The organism is Kitasatospora sp. NBC_00240, from assembly GCF_026342405.1.
Taxonomy (GTDB): domain Bacteria; phylum Actinomycetota; class Actinomycetes; order Streptomycetales; family Streptomycetaceae; genus Kitasatospora.
Window position 1 is genome coordinate 681,478 of the sequence record NZ_JAPEMU010000001.1, and the last position, 18,486, is coordinate 699,963.

An 18,486-nucleotide genomic window follows, 5' to 3' on the forward strand; every position below is an offset into this window, starting at 1 on the left:
CCGGCCGGCCCCGCCGCAGGCCCGAAGGTCCCGGTGTCCGGGCTCAGACGCCCGGCACCACCGCGACCGGGCAGGCCGCGTGGTGCAGGACGGCATGGGCGACGGGGCCCAGGCGCCCGTCCGTGGCGCCGGGCCGTCGCCCGAGGATCAGCAACCGGGCCTTGGCCGAGGCCTCGACCAGCACCAGCCCCACGCCGCCGGGCTCGGCGTCCCAGGCGACCTCGACATCCGGATGGGCAACCTTCCACGGGACGAGGGCGGAGGCGAGCAGCGCGGCCTCGGCCTCGCGTGCGGTGGCGGGTCCGGCCGGCCCCGCCGCCGGAAAGACGTGCAGGACCCGGAGCGGCAAACCGTGTCTGCGCGCGGCCTCGAAGGCGAAGTCGAGCGCCGGGCCGTGCGGACGGCGGGCGTCGACGGCGACGGCGAGGTGATCGCGCAGGCCCGCGTCCGCCGCCTCCGTCGGCAGCAGCACCGCCGGGCAGGAGGCCCTCGCGACCACGTGGAGGGCGGTGGATCCGACCCGGAGCCCGGGGAAGCCGCCGTCCCCGCGTGCCGCCAGGACCAGGAGTTCGGCGGCCTCCGCGGCAGCCACCAGGGCTGCGGTGGCCACGTCGTGGACCTCTTCGGTGTGCGCGCGCACCTGCGGGTGCCGCACCGCGAGGACGTGTTGGACCTCGTGGAGCAGACGGCTGCCGCCCAGCTGCGACCGGCGCGCTCCACCCGGCAGCAGGTGCGGCATCAGGGGCAGCGCGTGCAGAACACGCAGCGGGCGATCGCGGACGGCCGCCTCGGCCGCGGCCCAGTCGGCCGCCGCCAGGCTTGCCGTGGAGGTGTCCACCCCGACGGCTACGGGCAGGTCCATGGTGCTCAGCTCCTTGTGGTCGGATCGATCCGGGTCGAGCTCCCCGGGTGCGGCCGGTGGCCTCGGGCGGGCCGGCGCCGTGCCTGCCGCCCGGGCGCGACGTCGGCGCCTGGAGCCCGCTCCAGCGTCACGCTCCCACCCGAGTCGTGACAGGGCCGGCCGGGCCCAACGCGCGGGCGGAGCCCGGGACCTACGGCCCTGAGCCGGAGGCCGGCCGGCCCCTGCCCGCCGCTGCCCCGGCCGGCGGAAGCTGGCGGGGCACACCGACCGGTGCAGGTGCGCCGCACGGCGCGGGCCCCGGATCTCACCACCACCGCCCTTCCACCCCAGCCCCACCACAGCGCAGGAGACCAGTTCCCATGACCCAGTACCTGCTTGCCGGCGTCGACGGCTCACCGCAGAGCACCGCAGCAGCCCGATGGGCAGCCGGCGAGGCCTTCCGCCGGGGGATCCCCCTGCGGCTGGTCCACGCGCGGACCTGGCTCGACGACATCCACGCGGACCCGTCCCGTCCGACGGACGTGCGCGCCCTCACGTTGCGGATGCTCTCCGACGCGCAGACGGAGGTCCGGCGCTCCCACCCGGAGTTGGAGGTGCACACCGAGCTGATCGGCGGCGGCGACCCGGTCGACGAGCTGGCCGAGGCCGCCACCGCAGCCGAGATGCTGGTCCTCGGCTCGCGGGGCCTCGGGGGATTCGCGGGGCTGTTGGTCGGCTCGGCCGGCCTCGCCCTCGCCGCCCGCTGCGAGGTGCCGACCGTGCTGGTCCGCGCCTTCGAGGACGAACGCCCCGGCGATCCGGACGCACGGGAGGTCGTCCTCGGCGTCGACTCCCGCTCCCCCTCCCCCGACGTCGTCGACTTCGCCTTCCACCAGGCCGCCCGGCTCGGGGCCGTGCTGCGTGCCGTCCACGGCTGGGCGCCGCCGGCCGTCTGGGGGTACGCCGGGTGGGTGCCCCCGCAGGCCGAGGCGGACCAGTTCCGCGCGATCGAGGCGGAGTTGCTCGCGGAGGCGTTGACCGGCTGGCGGGAGAAGTACCCGGACGTCGTCCTGGTCGAGGACTGCCGCATCGGCACCGGCTCCTCGGCCCTGGTGGACCTGTCCGCCGACGCCGCCCTCGTGGTGGTCGGCCGGCGGCGCCGCCCGCACCACGCGGGGATGCGGATCGGGCCGGTCGCCCACGCCGTCCTCCACCACGCACAGGCACCGGTCGCCGTCGTCCCGCACGACTGAGCAAAGGCGGGTCGGGCGCACCGCACCGGGTCCACCCGGCGCGGTGGCGCGACCGCCCGTTGCGGCCGCCGCCACGCGTCCCGCGCGCCGGCGGCCGCAACGGGCGCGGCGCCGTACAGGAAGGCGGTGGGTCCCGGTTGAGCCCCGGGACCCACCGCCTTCTGCGCTCCTGCGCTCTTGCGTTCCTGCGCTCCCGCGCTACGGCGTTCCTGCGGCGAAGCGCCCTGTCGGCTGCTTCGCTTCGAGCCGGTGCCATCCTCGGTGTCCGGGCGGCCACGGCCCTCGGCGGCGCCCGCTTCAGCTCCATGGCGCCCCGGGAACACCCGCTGCGCGCAGGGTCGTCGGGCACCGCGTCGAGGGGCCGGCCGCAGCGGAGAGGCCACCGGGCGTGCGGGTGTCCGGTTCGCGCCTCCGTCAGGGCACGCGCAATGGGCGCGGGACCGCAGACGGCCCCACCCGTCTCCGGTCCCGCGCCCCTGGCCGGGCGTACCCCCACAGCCGCCCGGCCGGTCCGGTGGCCGCTACCTCGCCGGGGTGATCAGCCCGTAGTGCCCGTCGTGGCGGTGGTACAGGACGTTGCCACGGCCAGTGGCGACGTCGGTGAAGAAGAGGAACGACAGGCCGGTGAGGTCGATGCGCGCGACGGCCTCGGCCACCGCAAGCTCCGGGACCCTGGCCGTACTCACGCTCAGCCCCCGCTCGGGCCGGGGTTCCGCCGGTCCGGCGCTGGCGAGGCGGAGGCCGCCAGTGCCCTCGTCCCGGTAGACCACGCTGTCACGTCCGGCCCCGGCCTCGGTGAACAGGTGGAAGTCGTAGTCCATCGCCTCCATCTCCAGCACCGCGGCCCAGACTGCCTGCCGGGACAGACTGTAGGTCTTGTGCCGGACGATCCGCCGGTCCTCCGGCGCGCGGACGCGGTGGTGCGGGCGGTGCCCGCGGCGCTCGGCGCCGTCCCGGGCCCCCGGCCCGGCCGGCGGAACCGCGGGCCGGCGGCGGGGGTCCGCGTGCTGCCGGATCCTGGCCAGCCTGGCGACGAGACGTTCCTGCACCAGGTCGACGGCCTCGCGCATGGTCGCGGCCGCGACGTGGGCCCGGACCGGACGGCCGTCGAGATCGATCACGACCTGGGCCAGGGCCGGCTTGAGGATCGCGTGGTTGGCCTCCTGGGTGAGCTTCACCCGGGCCGCGAGGACGGGCTCGTCGAGCCGCTCGACCACGGCCAGTACCTTGGCCTTCGCGTAGTCAGGCGCGCCCAGCGACACCTCCCCCCTGGTCTCCAGCCGGATGTCGACGGGCTTGGTCTGCAGACGGATCATCAGAGATTCCTTCCTTCGTAGGTTCAGACTGCCGCGCGACCGGTGGGTGCGCCGAGGGCCGAACGTCCCCGCGTCCGGGCCCTGTGGCCCGTAGTCCCGTCGCCCGGGCCGACGGAACGCTGCCGGGGCCGGGCGCCGCGCGCCCGGCGGCCTTGCCGATGGCGGCGAGGCCGCCGGCGCGACCGAACCACCGGCGGGCGTGGCCCCGCCCCGGTCCGCCGACGCCCCGTCAGCGGGTGCAGGGGCGCCCGGCCCCAGCCCCGCCGGCCGGCCGGCTATAGGGCCGTCCGGCCCTACCGACGCCGCTGCGGCTGCGCCAGAATCTCCCCAGGTTTCCTCCCCCGTCGTGCCGGCGGGCCCACGAGTGCGGAGATGTGATGGCGGACAGTGCGGCGGGCAACGCGGGCGCCCCGGTGAGGGTGTTCCTCCTCGACGATCACGAGGTCGTCCGCCGCGGCGTGCACGACCTCCTGGACACCGAGCCGGACCTCACCGTGGTCGGCGAGGCTGCGACCGCCGAGCAGGCGATCGCCCGCGTTCCCGCGCTGCGTCCGGACGTGGCCGTGCTGGACATGCGGCTGCCGGACGGCGACGGCGTGACGGTCTGCCGGGAACTGCGCTCGCGGATGCCCGGCCTCGCCTGTCTGATGCTCACCTCCTTCGACGACGAGGAGGCTCTGCTCGACTCGATCATGGCAGGCGCCGCCGGCTACGTGCTCAAGCAGATCAGCGGCACCGACCTGGTCTCCGCCGTCCGCACGGTCGCCTCCGGGCAGTCCATGCTGGACCCCGGTGCGACCACCCGTCTGATGGCGCGGCTACGCGGCGACACCGGGCCGCAGGCCCCCTCGGCGTTCCCGGATCTCACCGACCGGGAACGGGAGATCCTCGCCCTGGTCGGCGAAGGCCTGACGAACCGGCAGATCGGCCAGCGGCTCTATCTCGCCGAAAAGACCGTCAAGAACCACATCTCGCGACTGCTGGCCAAGCTCGGGGTCGAGCGGCGCGTACAGGCCGCCGTCATCGCCACCCAGGCCACGGCAGCCCGCGACCACGCGACCGGGCACCACGCACGATGAGCGGGCCGGACCGGTGAGCACGACCGATTCGTCCCCCGGGCCTCCCGGCGGCCCACGGGGGACCATCGGCCCCTCACCAGCGAGCCGTTCCGAGGCGACCATCGATGCCATGAAGCCCGATCAGATCCCCTCGGCCGACACCTCACCGCTCGACGAGCGGCAGTGCCTGCGACTCCTGGCCGCGACCCGGGTGGGCCGTGTCGTCTACACGGTCGGAGCCCTGCCGGCCGTCCTGCCCACCCGCTACCGCCTGGACGCCGACGGCAGTGTGCTGATCTCCGCCGCCCCCGGGTCCGAACTGGTCAGGGCCGTGTCCGGCGCGCTGGTGGCCTTCGAGGCGGGCGAGGTCAGCGAGTCGGACGGCAGCGGCTGGAGCGTCACCGTGCTCGGCCGGGCGGACGTCACCGAGGCGCAGCCGCCGCACGAACCCATCCCCCTGCGCCGCCCCGGCCAGGTGTCCATCCGGATCCGCGCCGAACTGGTGACGGGGCGCGTCCTGCCGGACGTCGGCGCCGGCCGGCCGTAACGGGTCGTCGACCCGGTCGGGTGATCGGCGGGGCACGTCCTCATGGACGTGCCCCGCCGTCGGCACAGGACGGCCCGGCTACCAGTGGTCGTGGCGCTCGCAGCGCTCGTCGTGCTCGTGGCGCTTGATCTGGGTGGGGTCGGTGGCGGTGTGGCTGGTGGTGTCGCCCCCTCCGAGAGCGGTGGCGCGGTTGGTCACCTCGGCGTGGGCCCAGCAGGAAACGTCGACCTTCAGGGTGATGGGAGGGTAGTTGCTCCCGGCGGGGAGGATGTCGCTACGGGTGCAGGTGAGGATGTTCAGGGTGCAGGTCCATCCCGTGCCACTGATGCTGCCGGCGCTGAGCCCGGCGGGCAGGGTGTCGTACACGGTGGCCGTGGTGCCGTCGGTCGGGGCTGCCCCGACGGCGTTGCCCACGGTGATGGTGTAGGTGCCGTCCCGACCCGGCGTGAAGTCACCGGTGTGGGTCTTGGTGATGGTCAGGGACGGGAGCGTGTAGGAGATGGTCACCTGGCCGTCGTGGTTCGCCGTCCCGAGTGTCGAAGGCGCATAGCTCGTGCCGGTACCCGTGGGGGTGGCGAAGCTGCTGCCCCCACCACCTCCGCCCCCACCCGCCGCGGTGCCCGTGTTGTTGACGGCGCCGCTGCCGCCACCCCCACCGGCGAAGTACCCGCCCCCGCCGCCACCACCGGCACTGACGGCAGTGGCTGCGCAGCCGCCGTCGAAGCTGCCCCCGGTGCCACCGGTACCGACGGTGGCACCGGAGAACCCGCTCCCCGACCCGGCGTTGGTGACCGCACAGAAGGGAACGGTGCCTGCGGCCCCGCCGGCACCACCCGTACTGGTACTGGTGCTGCCGCCGCCCCCGCCCTGCCCCGGCGAAGCCCCGGGGCCGGTGGCAGTGCCTGCGGTACCGCCGGTGGCATCCGGCGTAGTCCCGCCGTTGCCTCCGTTGCCCCCCGTGGAACCTGCCCCGGTGCCGCCGGCGGCACCGCCGCCCCCGGCGACCACCAGCAGGGAGCCGCCCGTGCTGATGCTGGAGGCCCCGCCCCCGCCCGGACCTTCGAACTGGAAACCACTGGCCGGATAACTCCCGCCCGGGGCACCACCGTTGAACCCGCCGGCACCCGGCGTCCCGGTGCCGTTGCAGCCTTTGCCGCCGGTGCCGCCGACATTGACGGTGAAGGTCGTCGGGGCGACGCTCTGCGGCAGGGTGCTCACCACCCGCGCCCCCGCCCCGCCGGCCCCCGTGACGGAACAGGCGGTGCCGGTGTTGTCGGCGCCACCCGCGCCGTCCGCGGTGATCGTCACCACCGCCGCCGCCGGAACCGTCAAGGTCTGCGGAGCGCCGGTGAAGACGAAGGTCTGCGACGGATCCGCCCGCTGCGCCTGCACCGGCACGGCCTCCACCTGCGCGGCGGCCACCGGTGGGGCCGTGGCCGCCAGCAGCGCCATGCCGGACAGCAGCGCGCACCCCAGCGAAGCCAGCCCCGCACCGCGCTCCCCACGTTGTCCACCCGAGTCAACCGGATCGGACGCGACGACGGCGGGAACCGGGGTCGTCCCACCGTCCGTGACCCTGTTGAACACGGCCACGGGCCACTGGCGGCTGATCCGGTACCACGGCAGGTCGCCCTGTCCACGAGCACGAGCACTCATCCGCGGGTTCACCTCTCCTCACAACAGAGCGCCCCGCCCCCGAGCGACAAGTCACCAGCATGACAGGACACCTGATGGACAATTCATGACAAATCACCATTAGATACCCCGATCCGATCACTTCGAGGTAGCGAGGTCATGAGACCTCGTGTGTCGCAGCGCTGCACCGTGCGGCACCCGGCACACCGGCGGCCCCGGCGAGGCGCTCGGTGTCGTTCCTGGCGACCTTCTCCGGCAGGAACCTGACCCGGGTGTTCAGGTGCACCCACTCCAGGGCGTGGCCGGCCAGGCCGTCACGGTGCCCGGCCGGACCCGGGTGCTCGGCGAACGCCAGGGCGGCACCAAGCGCCTCCTCGGCGACCGCGGTGTCGGGTCGCCGAGGAACGGGGCGACAGCCTGGGACAGCACGGGCCTCAGGTGCCCAGCGGGACCGACCACACCAGCCGCGCCCCGCCGCCGGGCGGGCTCGCCAGCTCCAGCGATCCGCCCAGGCCCTCGGCCCGCTCGGCGAGGTTGCGCAGGCCGCTACGCCGGCCCTGCGCCGGAATCCCCACACCGTCGTCCTGCACCGTCAGCACGACCTGCGTCCCCGTCGCCTGCAGCGCCACCTCGACCCGCCGGGCCCTGGCGTGCCGGGCCGCGTTGCTCAACGCCTCGCCCAGGACGGCCACCACGTGGTCCGCGACCGCCGTGGGAACGTCGGTGTCCAGCAGGCCTTCCATACTCAGCCGGGGCGCGAAACCCAGGGCCGCCTGCGCCGCCTCGACCGTCTTCACCGCCCGGGCCCGTAGACCGTTGCCCGACGCCTCGTCCCGGGCGCGCAGCCCGAAGATGGTCGATCGGATGATCTTGATGGTCTCGTCCAGGTCCCCCACCGCCCGCAGCACCCGGTCCGACGCCCCCGGGTGCTCGATGAACCGCGCGGCACTCTGCAGCGTCATCCCGGTGGCGAAGAGCCGCTGGATCGCCAGGTCGTGGAGGTCCCGGGCGATCCGGTCCCGGTCCTCCAACATCGCCAGCTGTTCGGCGTCCCGGCGCCGTGAGGCCAGTTCCAGGCCCAGCGCGGCCTGGTCCGCGAACCCGAGCAGCGGTCCGATCTCCCGGTCGGTGAACACGGCCTCCCCCGGCCCGCGGGCCAGCAGCAGCACGGCATCGATGTGCCCGGCGCTGCGCCCCAGTGGCACCGCCACCGCCGGGCCCAGCCGCTCCCGCCGTCGCGGATCGCCCGTCAGGCGCGGGTCGGTGGCCAGATCCGTCGTGGTCACGGGCGTGCCCTGGGTGCACGCCGCCCCGGAGAGCGTGCCCTCCCGCGACACCACCAGGCCCGCCCTGCCGGCGGCGTCCCCACCGAGGGCGAGCTCAAGGCGCAGCATGTCACCGGCTTCCGGCACGACCACGTCCGCCAGCTCCGCGCCGGTGATCTCGCGTGCCCGCTGCGCGATCAGCTCCACCACCTGGGCCCGCGAACTCCCCGACAGCAGGGCGCGGGTGATCTCCCCGCTCGCACGCAGCCAGCGCTGCTGGCGCTGCGCCTCCTCGTACAACCGCGCGTTGTCGATCGCCACCCCGGCCGCCACCGCCAGTGTCGCGATCACCGACTCGTCGTCGGCGTCGAACTCCTCACCGCCGCGCTTGTCGGTCAGGTACAGGTTGCCGAACACCTCCTCCCGCACCCGTACGGGCACACCGAGGAAGGTACGCATCGGCGGATGGTTGGCCGGGAACCCGTAGGACGACTGATGCTGCGACAGATCCTCCAGCCGGAGCGCCTTCGGGTGGCTGATCAGCTCACCCAGCAGGCCCTTGCCCGTCGGGTAGGGACCGATCCGGGCGATCTCCTCCTCCGACAGCCCGACCGTCAGGAACTGCGACAGCGACTCACCGTCCGGACCGATCACCCCGAGCGCCGCGTAGCGGGCGTCCACCAGGACGGCGGCGGACTCCACGATCCGTCGCAACGCCTGCGTGAGGTCCAGTTCACGCCCGACCGACAGCACCGCCTCCAGCAGGCTGTGCACCCGGTCCCTGGTCCCGCGGGCGGCGTCGATCCGCGCCTGCAGTTCCTCCAGCAGTTCGTCGAGCCGCAGCTGCGGAATCCGCGAGCGCGTCACTTCGTCCTCCCCGCCCACGGCGGCCTCCTCCGGTCCTGATGCCCGGGACCGATTCTCGCAGAGCGTCGGTCGGGCCCGCCGGGGCGCAGGATCATCCGTTCGGATCTGCCTGCGGCTGCCGGCGCAGGCACGTGCCCGCCGGACGCTTGCTACCGGGTCGGCGAGGGCCTTGGGGCACCCGACGTGCGGCCACCGGGAAATGGAGAGCCCGAGTGGTGGCGCCGCGTCGGGCGGCCGGTCGGGTGCGGGCTCGCCGGCAGCATCGTCCTGGAGGACGCGGACGCCACCCTGGCCGTCCGGCACGGCGATGACCGACGGCTGATCATCAAAGGCCCCGCGGCGGCAATCCTCGTGACCGGCTGGAGCCCCGGCTCCACCGAACTGCGCATCCGGCGCAACGGCCACGAGCCGCCGTCCCCGTGCTGCAACGGTGCGTACCGTGACGGTTGCTGGGTTCGCTCGTTGGGCTGTTCATGGGTGGGGACATATCCGAGATCGATGCTCGTCGCCGGTCGGACGGGTTGGCCGGCGGCGGCCGGCCCCGCCGGGACCGTCCCGGACGGGCCCGGGGCTGCGGGCGGCTCAGCTGGAGCGGGTCCCGCTCCAGGCCGCGCGCAGCTCGTCCCGGTGGGCCGCCAGCCAGGTGGCGAAGGTCTGGAGTTCCGGGTTGAGCTCCCGCACCGCCGCCAGGTCCCGCGCGGCGGTGAACCGCTCCTCGCAGTCGGCGTAGTACTGGAACATGTTGCCGCCCTCGTCCGCGCCGGGGAAGCCGAGTGCGCGGAAGGCGTCCGGGGTCGGGGGAAGGTACTTCACCGGCTCGCCGACGGCCTCGGTGAGGGCCTCGGCCATGTCGGCGAGCCGCAGGTGCTCGCCGGCGATGCTGACGGTCGCGCCGATGAGGTCGGTGCCGCGCTTGAAGACGGCAAGGGCCGTCTTGCCGATGTCGTCGACGGCGATCCCCGACAGCCGGTGGGTACCCATCGGGAAGATGATCCGGAGGGTGCCGTCCTCCCCACGCTGCGGCGCGAAGGCGCCGAGCAGGTTCTCCCAGTAGAAGGTGGTCCGCAGGAAGGTCGTCGGCGCGCCGGCATCGGTGAAGTAGTGGTCGGCCTCCGCCTTGCCGTCGAAGTGCGGCACCTTGTAGGAGCCCTGCAGGGTGGGCATCCGGCCGTCGTCCAGCGGGATGCACTCGCGGGTGTCCTCCAGGGTGGACCAGACGGCGTGCTGCAGACCCGCGTGCCCCGTGGCCGTGGCGAGGGCCGCGGCCTGGGCCTTCTCCCGCTCGGCGGACATGTGCTCCCAGAAGTTGGTGACGAGGTACACGCCGTACGCTCCCTCCAGGGCGGGGCCGAGCGTGTCAGGATCGTCCATGTCGGCCCGGACCACCTCCGCTCCCAGCCGCTCCAGGGCCTTCGCCCGGTCCGCGTCCGGATCGCGGGTCACCGCGCGGACGGCGAACTCGCCGCTCGGGTCCGCCAGGATCGCCCGCGCCAGCCCTCCACCCTGGGAGCCGGTCGCACCGAACACCGTGATGATCTTCTTCTCGGCCATGGCCGCCGTCTCCTCGCTACGCTCCGTGTCCCGGTCAGCACCTCAAGCGCACCCCATCCGGCGGTTCCCGGCAAGCCGGGCGGGGCCGGGCCGAGGTGCAGCATCGCTCGAGCCGGGCACCTCTCACCCCGTGACCTCGTAGCCCTCGCCCTGCAAGCATGCACGGGCGCCGACCCACCCCCGCCGGCCGCTCCGCGATGCCGCCGAGGCCGGCGCAAGCCATCCTGAAGGTGCCGGGCGGCCGTATCGGCTGCGAGTTCGTGCGTCCTCCCGGACAGTCGGCGCATCCGGGCCGATCTGCGGGCCAGGAGAGATTGGGTCGTCTTGCCCTCCAACGAGTACGTGATGGTCCACCTGAACGGCGGCACGAAGGAGACGGCGCTCGATGTCCACCGGGCCCTGGGCGGCGCCTTCGTCCCCCAGCCGAACACCGACGTCTTCCTCGCCCCCGGGAATGCGACCGCCTCGACGGATCCCCCGCACGCCTGGGTCCGGGGCTTTCGCGTGGACGGCCCCGGGCGCCGGATCGGGGCGCACCACCACCTGCTCGGCGAGATCACCGCCGAGATCGTCGGCCCGCGCGAGCGCGTCGAGCACGTCGTGGCGGCCCTCCGGGTCTTCGCCGCCGTGGGTGAGCCGCACACCGAGGTCCGGGGCGCGGAGGTCAGGACGGTGGTCCATCTGCGGCCGGCATGAGCGGGAACCGACCACGGCGCTCCTCCGGTTCCGCACCCGCACCCGCGCCGGCTACCCGGAGGATGTCGAGCCCACCGTGACGGCGACGCTGCGGCGGGTCGGTGCGCCGCCCGGAACCAGGCGGTGGGTCACGCCCGCGCCCTGCAGATCGTCCTGGCCGGCGATGCCCTTGGGGCCGGCGAGCGGGAGCACCGCGGTGGTGCGGCGTCCCGACGTGGTCAGCACCCGCACCCGTAAGGAACTGTGAGACGTGAGCAAGCGAGCCATACGCCCCAGGCGTGCCAGGATCGTGGCCCTGGGCAGCGCGGCGGCCCTGGCGGCGGCAGGCGTGGCCGGAGGCATCTGGGCGAGCGCGAACGCCGCCGCGCCGACCCCCGCCCCGGGCACATGCACCCTGGCCAGCACCGCCGGTGGGCTGTGCCTGGACGTGCCGGGAGCCAGCACTGCCACTGCCACTGCCACTGCCACTGCCACTGCCACTGCCACTGCCAAGCCGACCGTGACGCCGGCGCCCACGTCGAGCGCCACGGCCACAGTCACGGCCCCGCGGCGCGGTCGCCAACCTGGCGCGCGTACGGATCCGCGGCGCGGTCCGCGAGAAGCGTCGTGTCCTGCTCTTCTGGTCCCGCCACCCGGAACGCACCGAAGACCCGGACGTGGCGGCCGTCCTGGACGTCCGGGCCGCACTCGCCCGGCTGCCGTTCCGCAAGCGCTCCTGCGTGGTGCTCCGGCACGCCTTCGACCTGTCGGAGAAGGAGACCGCCCAGGTCCTCGGGATATCGGTCGGTACGGTGATGAGCCAGACCTCCAAGGGCATGGCGGAACTTCAACGGCTGCTGGGCACCCGTGGGCCGCCGGCCGTCTCATGGGGAGCAGGAGCCGGTGACCGACGAACTGCGCGACCGGCTGCGCACGAGTGCCGAGGCCCATCGGCCCGACCGGGCCCGCATGCTGGCCCGGGTGGAGCGCGGCATGACCGGCCCCGGGCCGGCCGTCCGGGGGCGTCACCGTGAGCGCGGCAGGGCTCTGTCCTGGCCCCGGGTCGTTCTTGCGACCCTGGCCACCGCCGGCGCGGTAGCGGTGGGCAGTATGGCGGTGGCCGCCATAGTCCATGCCCCCGATCCACCGCGGCAGTCATCACCTGGGCGGCCGAGCTGCCCTTGAGGGTGGCCGCGTCCTCGCCGACGTTCTCCCACCAGACGTTCTTCAGGGTGCAGCTTCCGTTGCAGTGCACACCGTCGGCGGCCGGGTCACCGAGCACCACGTTCTGGAGCACGGCGCCGTCGGCGAGTTCGAACATGGCCGGCTGGCTCTCGGACTGACCACCCGAGCCGAGCGCGCCCTTGCCGACGAAGCGTCGGCCCCCGCCGTCGAAGAACGCGCTGATCTGCTGAGTGGCCGTCAGTGGAACGTCGACCGTCGGCGTCGGCCACACGGGGATCGTGCCGCTCCCGCCGCCGGTGGGCGACGCGGTAGCCGAGCGGGTGGTCGGCGTCGCGGACCTTGTCCCAGCGGTGCCACAGGGCGACCATGGCGTCCGCGGCGAGATCGTCGGCGGCGTCCGCCTCTCCGGTCAGCAGACGGGCGAGGCGGGCCAGCTCGGCATGGTGGCGTTCGAAGAATGCGTGGAACTCCGCGGAGGCCTCATCGGCGGCCATGCCCTCGGTAAGGCCTCTCGGTGCATTGTTAGCGCTCACATTCAGGTGTGGCAGCCTAGCAGCCCGCTCTCCGGCCGCCGTGCGACCGCCTCCCGCCACGGCCGGTCGGCGGCTCCCATCAGCCTGCCGGGTTCCAGCCGTCACTGCCCGCCAGGTAGGCACGGGCCGTGTACTTCGCGGCCTGGGCGTCGGTCAGCTGCGGCCGGTTCGCACCCGTGCCGGCGCCGGGGCCGGTGTTGGCGTACTCGGCGAAGCGGGCGGACTTCCAGGAGAAGCCGCCCATGTCGGTCCACGGTGCGGCGCTCTTGACGGCGGCCGGCAGGCTGGTGTCGCGGATGACCAACTGGCCGACCGCGTCGGACCCGGTGTGCCAGGGACGCCCCAGGTAGAAGGTGTCCGCCTTGGCCGGGCTGTTGATCGCACTGTCGGTGATGAGGATGCCGTACGGCTTCGCCGAGGCGGTGTTGGGCGCGGACAGGTAGCCGTTGTTCCCGCCGGCGGCCGCGCCGCGGTCCCGGAGCGTGATGTTCACGTGCTCGTACACGGCGGTGGCGTTGCCGAAGACGAAGTCGACGTCACCGGCGACGAAGGAGTTGCGGAAGTACTGCCGGTACTGCCCGGTCGCGGAGGGCGCCCAGTTCAGCACGGTGTCCTGGTGGCCGATGAAGCGCGAGTTGACGTAACTCTGGCGGTCCCCGCGAGCGGCGAGGGCCACCCCCTGGGTGTCCGTGATCTCCGGGTGGGCCGATCGCTCGAAGGTGTTCTGCACCGTGACGCCGGTGAGCGTGGTGTCGTTCGCCGAGACGGTGAGGGTCGCACTGCCCTCGGTACCGTACCTGGAGCCGTCGGGCCTGCGGGTGCCGGCCGCGTTGTCGTACGTGATGACCACGTCCTCGGCGTTACCGGTGGCGCCCTTGACGGTCAGTCCCGTCTTGGCCACCGGGACGTTCACCACCTCGCGGTACGTGCCCTTGGCGACCAGGACGGTGTCGCCGGGCGCGGACGCGTCCACCGCCGACTGCACCGTCCGGTACGCCGCCGAGCCGTCGGCGGCCACGGCGAGCATCCTGCGCGCGGACACCGTGGCGGCGGCGTCGGCGTGCACGACCAGCGGCATGGCGCCCAGGCCGGCCGCGGCCACCACCGCCGCCCCGAACAGGGCGAGCCGGCGGCGGCCGGCCGGGCGGCGACGAGCGTGTGCGGGCATAGGGGTCACTCCTTGCGGCGAGGGTCCGTTCGTCCTTCAGTTGCCGCCGGGAGAAGGAAGGTTGCCGCCGATCCAGGACAGTCTTCGCCGTGCCGTGCCGCCGCACCCGTCACGGTGCCCACGAAACCGCGCGGCGCAGCAACGAACGTGCCGGTCGACCCGCGCCCGGCCTGGCCTGCCCCGCAGTCGCCAGCCGCCTCGGCGCAGGCTGCGGCCAGACCGTCGGCGAGCCTCGCCGCCCGGGTGGTGCCCAGCAGCTCCGAGTGCTCTGCCAGGCCGACGGTCGCCGCAGCCCCCGAGGCGCTGCGGCGTGCCCGGGTAAGGGGCGGGCCCGTGCCGGAACCGATCGTGATGCCGCCCCCGAATTCGCCGCGGGCCGGCGTCGACCGTCGGTACCAAAGGACGGGCGCCCTGGTGCGCGCGACCGCCAGGGACGAGCCCGGGGCGCTCGTGGATCGTCGGACACCTGCGGGTCGCACGTCCCGTCGGAGCCGGCCCCACGCTCTCGCGATTCCGACGGGGCCGCCCTCGAACGAGCGCGCCTACGCTTCGTGGTCGCCCTCGCCGCGGTGTTATCAATGACACATGGTCGAACAGCCCGACCGAGTCCGAACCGTATCGAAGCGGTCGCTGGCGGCGAAGAAACCTCTCGGGAAGAGTCCTCGGAGCGTTGCCGGCCAGGTCTTCGTGCTGCAGGTCGTGGTCGTGGTGCTGCTCGTCCTCGGGGCGATCCTGGCGCTGGTCCTGGAGTCGCGGCACGCCAGCGACGCGGAGGCCCGAAATCGTTCGGTGGCCGTCGCGGAGACGTTCGCGCACTCCCCCGGCCTGCGCGAAGCACTGAAGTCCCCCTCTCCGACGGCGGTGCTCCAGCCGTTGACGGAGGAGACGCGCCAGCAGGCGGGTGTGGACTTCATCGTGGTCATGGACACCCACGGGATCCGGTACACGCACCCGTTGCCCGACCGGATCGGCAAGCAGTTCGTCGGAACGATCGGCCCCTCGCTGGCCGGCCGGATCTACACCGAGAGCGTGCACGGCCCGCTCGGCCACGAGGTGCAGGCGGTCGTTCCCGTCAAGGCCCCCGACGGGTCGGTCGTGGGGCTGGTGTCGGCCGGGCTCAAGGTCAAGAACGTCGCCTCGGCCGGCAACCGGCAGCTGCCCGTCATTCTGGGCACGGGCGCAGCCGCACTCGCGGTGGCCACGACCGGGACCGCCCTGGTCGCCAGGCGGCTCAAGCGCCAGACCCGCGGACTGGGCCCGGCCGAGATGACCCGCATGTACGAGCACCACAACGCCGTCCTGCACGCCGTGCGGGAGGGCGTGGTCATCGTCGGGGAGGACAAGCGGTTGCTCCTCGCGAACGACGAGGCGAGGGAGCTGCTCGGACTCCCGGCCGACGCGGAGGGCCGGTACCTGGGCGGGCTGGGGGGCCTCAACCCCGACACCGAGGAGCTGCTGCTCTCGGGCCGGGTGGCCACGGACGAGGTGCACCGGGCCACCGGCCGGTTGCTCGTGGTGAACCAGCGGCCGACCGACCGGCACGGCGGTTCCATGGGAACGGTCGCGACAATCCGTGACTCCACGGAACTCCTCGCGCTGGCCGGCAAGGCCGAGGTGACCGGCAACCGCCTCGCCCTCCTCTACGAGGCCGGGATCGGCATCGGTACGTCGCTCGATGTCGTGCGCACTGCCGAGGAGCTGGCAGGGCTCGCTGTTCCCGGCTTCGCGGACTTCGTCACCGTCGACCTCGCCGACCCCGTGCTGCATGGCGACGAGCCGACCGGCACCCGGCTGGACCTGCGCCGGGTCGCCGTCAACGGGATCCAGGAGGACCATCCCTTCTACCCGCGCGGCAAGCTGATCGACTTCGTCCCTTCCACCCCTCAGGCCCAGGGCTTCGGCAGCGGCCGGTCGCAGGTGGTGCCCGACCTGTCGGTCGCCCACGGCTGGCAGGCCCAGGACCCGGAATGGACGCGGCGGATCGTCGACCACGGTGTCCACTCGCTCCTCACCATTCCGGTGACGGCGCGCGGCATCATCCTGGGCGTCGCCAACTTCTGGCGGTCGCGGAAACCCGGGCCCTTCGACGACGGGGACCGCTCGCTGGGCGAGGAACTGGTCGCACGGGCCGCGGTCAGCATCGACAACGCCCGCCGCTACACCCGCGAGCACGCGATGGCCGTGACCCTGCAACGCAGCCTGCTGCCGCGCGCCCTGCCGGAGCAGAGTGCCCTCGACGTCGCGCACCGCTACCTGCCCGCACAGTCCGGAGTCAGCGGCGACTGGTTCGACGTGATACCGCTGCCCGGCAGTCGGGTCGCCCTCGTCGTGGGCGACGTCGTCGGTCACGGCCTGCACGCCGCGGCCACCATGGGCCGCCTGCGCACCGCCGTGCACAACTTCTCCACCCTCGACCTTCCACCGGACGAGCTGCTCGGTCACCTGGACGAGCTGGTGAACCGCATCGACCAGGAGGAGAGCGACGGCGGTACCGGGACAGGCGTCACCGGGGCCACGTGCCTGTACGCGATCTACGACCCGGTCTCCCAGCTCTGCACCGTCGCGACGGCGGGACACCCCGCGCCCGCGCTGGTCGGGCCCGACGGCAGCGTCTTCTTCCCGGAGCTCCCGGTGGGCCCACCGCTGGGAGTGGGCGGCATGCCGTTCGAGACAGCACAGCTGCACCTGGCCGAAGGCACCCAGATCGTCCTCTACACGGACGGACTGATCGAGGAGCGCACCCGCGACTTCGACGTCGGCATGGAGCTGCTGCGCGAGGCGCTCTCCCACCGCGACCGGCAACCCGAGGAGAACTGCCGGGCCGTCCTCGACGCCCTGCTGCCCGACCGTCCGCAGGACGACGTCGCCCTGCTGATCGCGAAGACCCGGGTGCTCGACGCCGACCGGATCGCCGAGCGCGAGGTACCGTCCGATCCGGCCGCCGTCGCCGACGTGCGTGCGTGGATCAGCGCGACGCTGGACGAGTGGGGCCTGGCCGATCTGACGTTCGGCACGGAACTGGTACTCAGCGAACTGGTCACCAACGCCATCCGCTACGGCTCCCCGCCGGTGCGGGTGAGGCTGCTGCGCGACCGCAGCCTGATCTGCGAGGTCACCGACGGCAGCAGCACCTCCCCGCACCTGAAGTACGCGGCGACGACGGACGAGGGCGGCCGCGGGCTCTTCCTGGTGGCCCAGCTCACCGAGCGCTGGGGCACCAGGTACACCTCGCAGGGCAAGATCATCTGGGCGGAGCAGCCACTCCCCGCCCCTGCCGAAGCCCGGGTGTGAAGAGGAGGGCCCCGAACCCCCGGCGGCACTTCCGGTAGCGTCTCCCCCGCCCGCATGAACCCGGCATACGGCCACGGCCCCGGCTTCGTCGACAGGGCTGGGACCGGGGCCGCTCCGGTTCAGCGGCCCGAGGCCGCCGCGAGCACCACGTCCACCAGGCGCTCCGCCGCGTCCGGGCGGCCGTGTTCCCGGGAGCGCGCCGCCATGGCCTCGCGCCGCACCGGGTCCGCCAGCAGCGGGGCCAGCGCCTCCCGCAGGCCGCCCGCCGTGACGTCGCCGAGCAGCGCAACGGCGGCACCCGCCCGCTGGAGGTGGGAGGCGTTGTGAGCCTGCTCGTCGCCGGCCGACGACGCGAGCGGGACGAACACCGCCGCCTTCCCGAGCGCCGTAAGCTCCGCAAGCGTGCCCGCGCCGCTGCGGCTGACCACCACGTCCGCCAGCGCCAGAACGTCCGGGAGTTCCGCACCCATGTAGCCGGTCAGCAGATAGCGGCCCGCCAGGTGCGGCGCCAGCACCTCGGCCTGCCCCCGCAGACCTGCCTCGTTCGCCGGACCGCACTGGTGGACGACGTTGGCGTGTTCCAGGAGCCACGGCAGCAGCTTCGCCACCAGGGTGTTGATCTGTACCGAGCCCTGCGCCCCACCCGTGACGTACACCGTCGGCAGCGAGCGTTCGAACCCGTACAGGCCCAGCGCCGACACGGCCTTTTCAGCCTGCCCGGTCAGCACCGCCGGCCGCACCGGATTGCCCGTCACCACCGCGGTGCGCCGTGCGGACTCCGGCAGCAGCGGCAGCGTGGACTCCGAGGAGACTGCGACTCGGGTTGCGGCACGGGCGAGGACCTTGTTCGCCAGGCCGAGCCGCACCGTCTGCTCGTGCACCACCAGCGGCACCCCGCACGAGCGCGCCGCCAGCCCGACCGGCACCGCCACGTACCCGCCCGTCGCCAGCACCACGTCCGGTGCGAACTCCGAAATCAGCGAACGCGCCTGGACCGCGCCCAGCGGTACCCGGCCCATGTCCCGGACGTTCGCCGGGGAGATCATCTTCAGCGGGTTCGACGAACGCCGGACCTTGCCCGTCGCGACGGGCGCGAACCTGATGCCCTCCGCGGGCGCGACCCGGGCCTCCAACCCCTCTGCGGTACCCACCCACAGCACCTCCACCGAGCGTCCCTCGGCGGCCAGCCGCGCCTGCAACGTCCGTACCGCAGTCAACGCCGGGTAGGTGTGACCGCCAGTGCCGCCGCCCGTCACTACCAGTCGCATCGGTCCGCCCTGACCCATGAGTCCCACGCTCGT

At 73.7% G+C, this 18,486-nt stretch carries 14 protein-coding genes and 2 pseudogenes; 6 read left to right on the top strand and 10 right to left on the bottom strand.

Annotated elements, in window-relative coordinates; translation table 11 throughout:
* Positions 1 to 43 precede the first annotated feature (43 nt).
* Positions 44 to 862, bottom strand: a complete 819-nt coding sequence (locus OG689_RS02960; protein WP_266317212.1) for a universal stress protein — start codon at positions 860 to 862, stop codon at positions 44 to 46.
* 359 nt (positions 863 to 1,221) lie between these two features.
* Here OG689_RS02960 and OG689_RS02965 point away from each other — a divergent pair, with 359 nt between their 5' ends.
* Entirely contained in the window at positions 1,222 to 2,094 is an 873-nt protein-coding gene (locus tag OG689_RS02965) for a universal stress protein (protein ID WP_266317214.1), read from the top strand.
* Between the two features lie 521 nt (positions 2,095 to 2,615).
* Here the strand turns inward: OG689_RS02965 and OG689_RS02970 are convergent.
* Complete coding sequence (locus OG689_RS02970) at positions 2,616 to 3,410, bottom strand: HPF/RaiA family ribosome-associated protein (RefSeq protein WP_266317216.1); 795 nt, start codon at positions 3,408 to 3,410, stop codon at positions 2,616 to 2,618.
* A gap of 377 nt (positions 3,411 to 3,787) precedes the next feature.
* Here OG689_RS02970 and OG689_RS02975 point away from each other — a divergent pair, with 377 nt between their 5' ends.
* Together OG689_RS02975 and OG689_RS02980 are read left to right on the top strand one after the other, a co-directional pair.
* On the top strand, positions 3,788 to 4,489 hold the full coding sequence (locus OG689_RS02975) for a response regulator transcription factor (RefSeq protein WP_266317218.1): 702 nt from the start codon (positions 3,788 to 3,790) through the stop codon (positions 4,487 to 4,489).
* Between the two features lie 109 nt (positions 4,490 to 4,598).
* On the top strand, positions 4,599 to 5,015 hold the full coding sequence (locus OG689_RS02980) for a pyridoxamine 5'-phosphate oxidase family protein (protein ID WP_266317220.1): 417 nt from the start codon (positions 4,599 to 4,601) through the stop codon (positions 5,013 to 5,015).
* A 78-nt stretch (positions 5,016 to 5,093) separates the two neighbouring features.
* Here the strand turns inward: OG689_RS02980 and OG689_RS02985 are convergent, their stop codons facing one another.
* The 3 genes from OG689_RS02985 to OG689_RS02995 all read right to left on the bottom strand — a co-directional run bounded on the left by OG689_RS02985 (position 5,094) and on the right by OG689_RS02995 (position 10,333).
* Positions 5,094 to 6,671: a hypothetical protein gene (locus OG689_RS02985; protein ID WP_266317222.1), complete on the bottom strand. Its 1,578-nt coding sequence runs from the start codon at positions 6,669 to 6,671 to the stop codon at positions 5,094 to 5,096.
* Between the two features lie 413 nt (positions 6,672 to 7,084).
* Positions 7,085 to 8,800: a GAF domain-containing protein gene (locus tag OG689_RS02990; protein ID WP_266317223.1), complete on the bottom strand. Its 1,716-nt coding sequence runs from the start codon at positions 8,798 to 8,800 to the stop codon at positions 7,085 to 7,087.
* Between the two features lie 564 nt (positions 8,801 to 9,364).
* Complete coding sequence (locus OG689_RS02995; RefSeq protein ID WP_266317225.1) at positions 9,365 to 10,333, bottom strand: NmrA/HSCARG family protein; 969 nt, start codon at positions 10,331 to 10,333, stop codon at positions 9,365 to 9,367.
* 324 nt (positions 10,334 to 10,657) lie between these two features.
* Here OG689_RS02995 and OG689_RS03000 point away from each other — a divergent pair, with 324 nt between their 5' ends.
* The gene (locus OG689_RS03000; protein ID WP_266317227.1) at positions 10,658 to 11,029 is read left to right on the top strand and encodes a hypothetical protein; all 372 of its coding nucleotides are present in this window, start codon (positions 10,658 to 10,660) and stop codon (positions 11,027 to 11,029) included.
* Positions 11,030 to 11,080: 51 nt separating this feature from the next.
* Here the strand turns inward: OG689_RS03000 and OG689_RS03005 are convergent, their stop codons facing one another.
* Positions 11,081 to 11,557 (bottom strand): hypothetical protein, encoded by a 477-nt coding sequence (locus tag OG689_RS03005; protein WP_266317228.1) that lies wholly within the window; start codon positions 11,555 to 11,557, stop codon positions 11,081 to 11,083.
* 17 nt (positions 11,558 to 11,574) lie between these two features.
* Here OG689_RS03005 and OG689_RS44715 point away from each other — a divergent pair.
* Positions 11,575 to 11,877: pseudogene (locus OG689_RS44715) on the top strand (sigma factor-like helix-turn-helix DNA-binding protein); the annotation flags it as partial.
* Here the strand turns inward: OG689_RS44715 and OG689_RS44720 are convergent.
* The 3 genes and pseudogenes from OG689_RS44720 to OG689_RS03025 all read right to left on the bottom strand — a co-directional run bounded on the left by OG689_RS44720 (position 11,856) and on the right by OG689_RS03025 (position 13,894).
* Positions 11,856 to 12,464 carry a pectate lyase gene (locus OG689_RS44720; protein WP_323189246.1) on the bottom strand — a complete coding sequence of 203 codons (609 nt, stop codon included), beginning with the start codon at positions 12,462 to 12,464 and terminating at the stop codon, positions 11,856 to 11,858. The pseudogene OG689_RS44715 and the gene OG689_RS44720 overlap by 22 nt on opposite strands.
* Positions 12,465 to 12,507: 43 nt before the next feature.
* Positions 12,508 to 12,687 (bottom strand): annotated as a pseudogene (locus OG689_RS03020) (sigma factor); the annotation flags it as partial.
* A 118-nt stretch (positions 12,688 to 12,805) separates the two neighbouring features.
* Entirely contained in the window at positions 12,806 to 13,894 is a 1,089-nt protein-coding gene (locus OG689_RS03025; RefSeq protein ID WP_266317229.1) for a pectinesterase family protein, read from the bottom strand.
* A gap of 585 nt (positions 13,895 to 14,479) precedes the next feature.
* On the opposite strand from OG689_RS03025, the gene OG689_RS03030 reads away from it, so the two are divergent.
* Entirely contained in the window at positions 14,480 to 17,185 is a 2,706-nt protein-coding gene (locus OG689_RS03030) for a SpoIIE family protein phosphatase/ATP-binding protein (RefSeq protein ID WP_266317230.1), read from the top strand.
* Positions 17,186 to 17,304: 119 nt separating this feature from the next.
* On the opposite strand, the gene OG689_RS03035 is transcribed toward OG689_RS03030, so the two are convergent.
* Complete coding sequence (locus tag OG689_RS03035) at positions 17,305 to 18,453, bottom strand: UDP-N-acetylglucosamine--N-acetylmuramyl-(pentapeptide) pyrophosphoryl-undecaprenol N-acetylglucosamine transferase (protein ID WP_266317232.1); 1,149 nt, start codon at positions 18,451 to 18,453, stop codon at positions 17,305 to 17,307.
* Between the last annotated feature and the right edge of the window lie 33 nt (positions 18,454 to 18,486).

Excerpts from the sequence above, each read along its gene's own strand:
- OG689_RS03030 (WP_266317230.1), top strand. The coding sequence starts at position 14,480 with ATGGTCGAACAGCCCGACCGAGTCCGAACCGTATCGAAGCGGTCGCTG.
- OG689_RS02965 (WP_266317214.1), top strand. The coding sequence starts at position 1,222 with ATGACCCAGTACCTGCTTGCCGGCGTCGACGGCTCACCGCAGAGCACC.
- OG689_RS02995 (WP_266317225.1), bottom strand. The coding sequence starts at position 10,333 with ATGGCCGAGAAGAAGATCATCACGGTGTTCGGTGCGACCGGCTCCCAG.
- OG689_RS03035 (WP_266317232.1), bottom strand. The coding sequence starts at position 18,453 with ATGCGACTGGTAGTGACGGGCGGCGGCACTGGCGGTCACACCTACCCG.
- OG689_RS02985 (WP_266317222.1), bottom strand. The coding sequence starts at position 6,671 with ATGAGTGCTCGTGCTCGTGGACAGGGCGACCTGCCGTGGTACCGGATC.
- OG689_RS02975 (WP_266317218.1), top strand. The coding sequence starts at position 3,788 with ATGGCGGACAGTGCGGCGGGCAACGCGGGCGCCCCGGTGAGGGTGTTC.
- OG689_RS02970 (WP_266317216.1), bottom strand. The coding sequence starts at position 3,410 with ATGATCCGTCTGCAGACCAAGCCCGTCGACATCCGGCTGGAGACCAGG.
- OG689_RS03025 (WP_266317229.1), bottom strand. The coding sequence starts at position 13,894 with ATGCCCGCACACGCTCGTCGCCGCCCGGCCGGCCGCCGCCGGCTCGCC.
- OG689_RS02960 (WP_266317212.1), bottom strand. The coding sequence starts at position 862 with ATGGACCTGCCCGTAGCCGTCGGGGTGGACACCTCCACGGCAAGCCTG.
- OG689_RS02980 (WP_266317220.1), top strand. The coding sequence starts at position 4,599 with ATGAAGCCCGATCAGATCCCCTCGGCCGACACCTCACCGCTCGACGAG.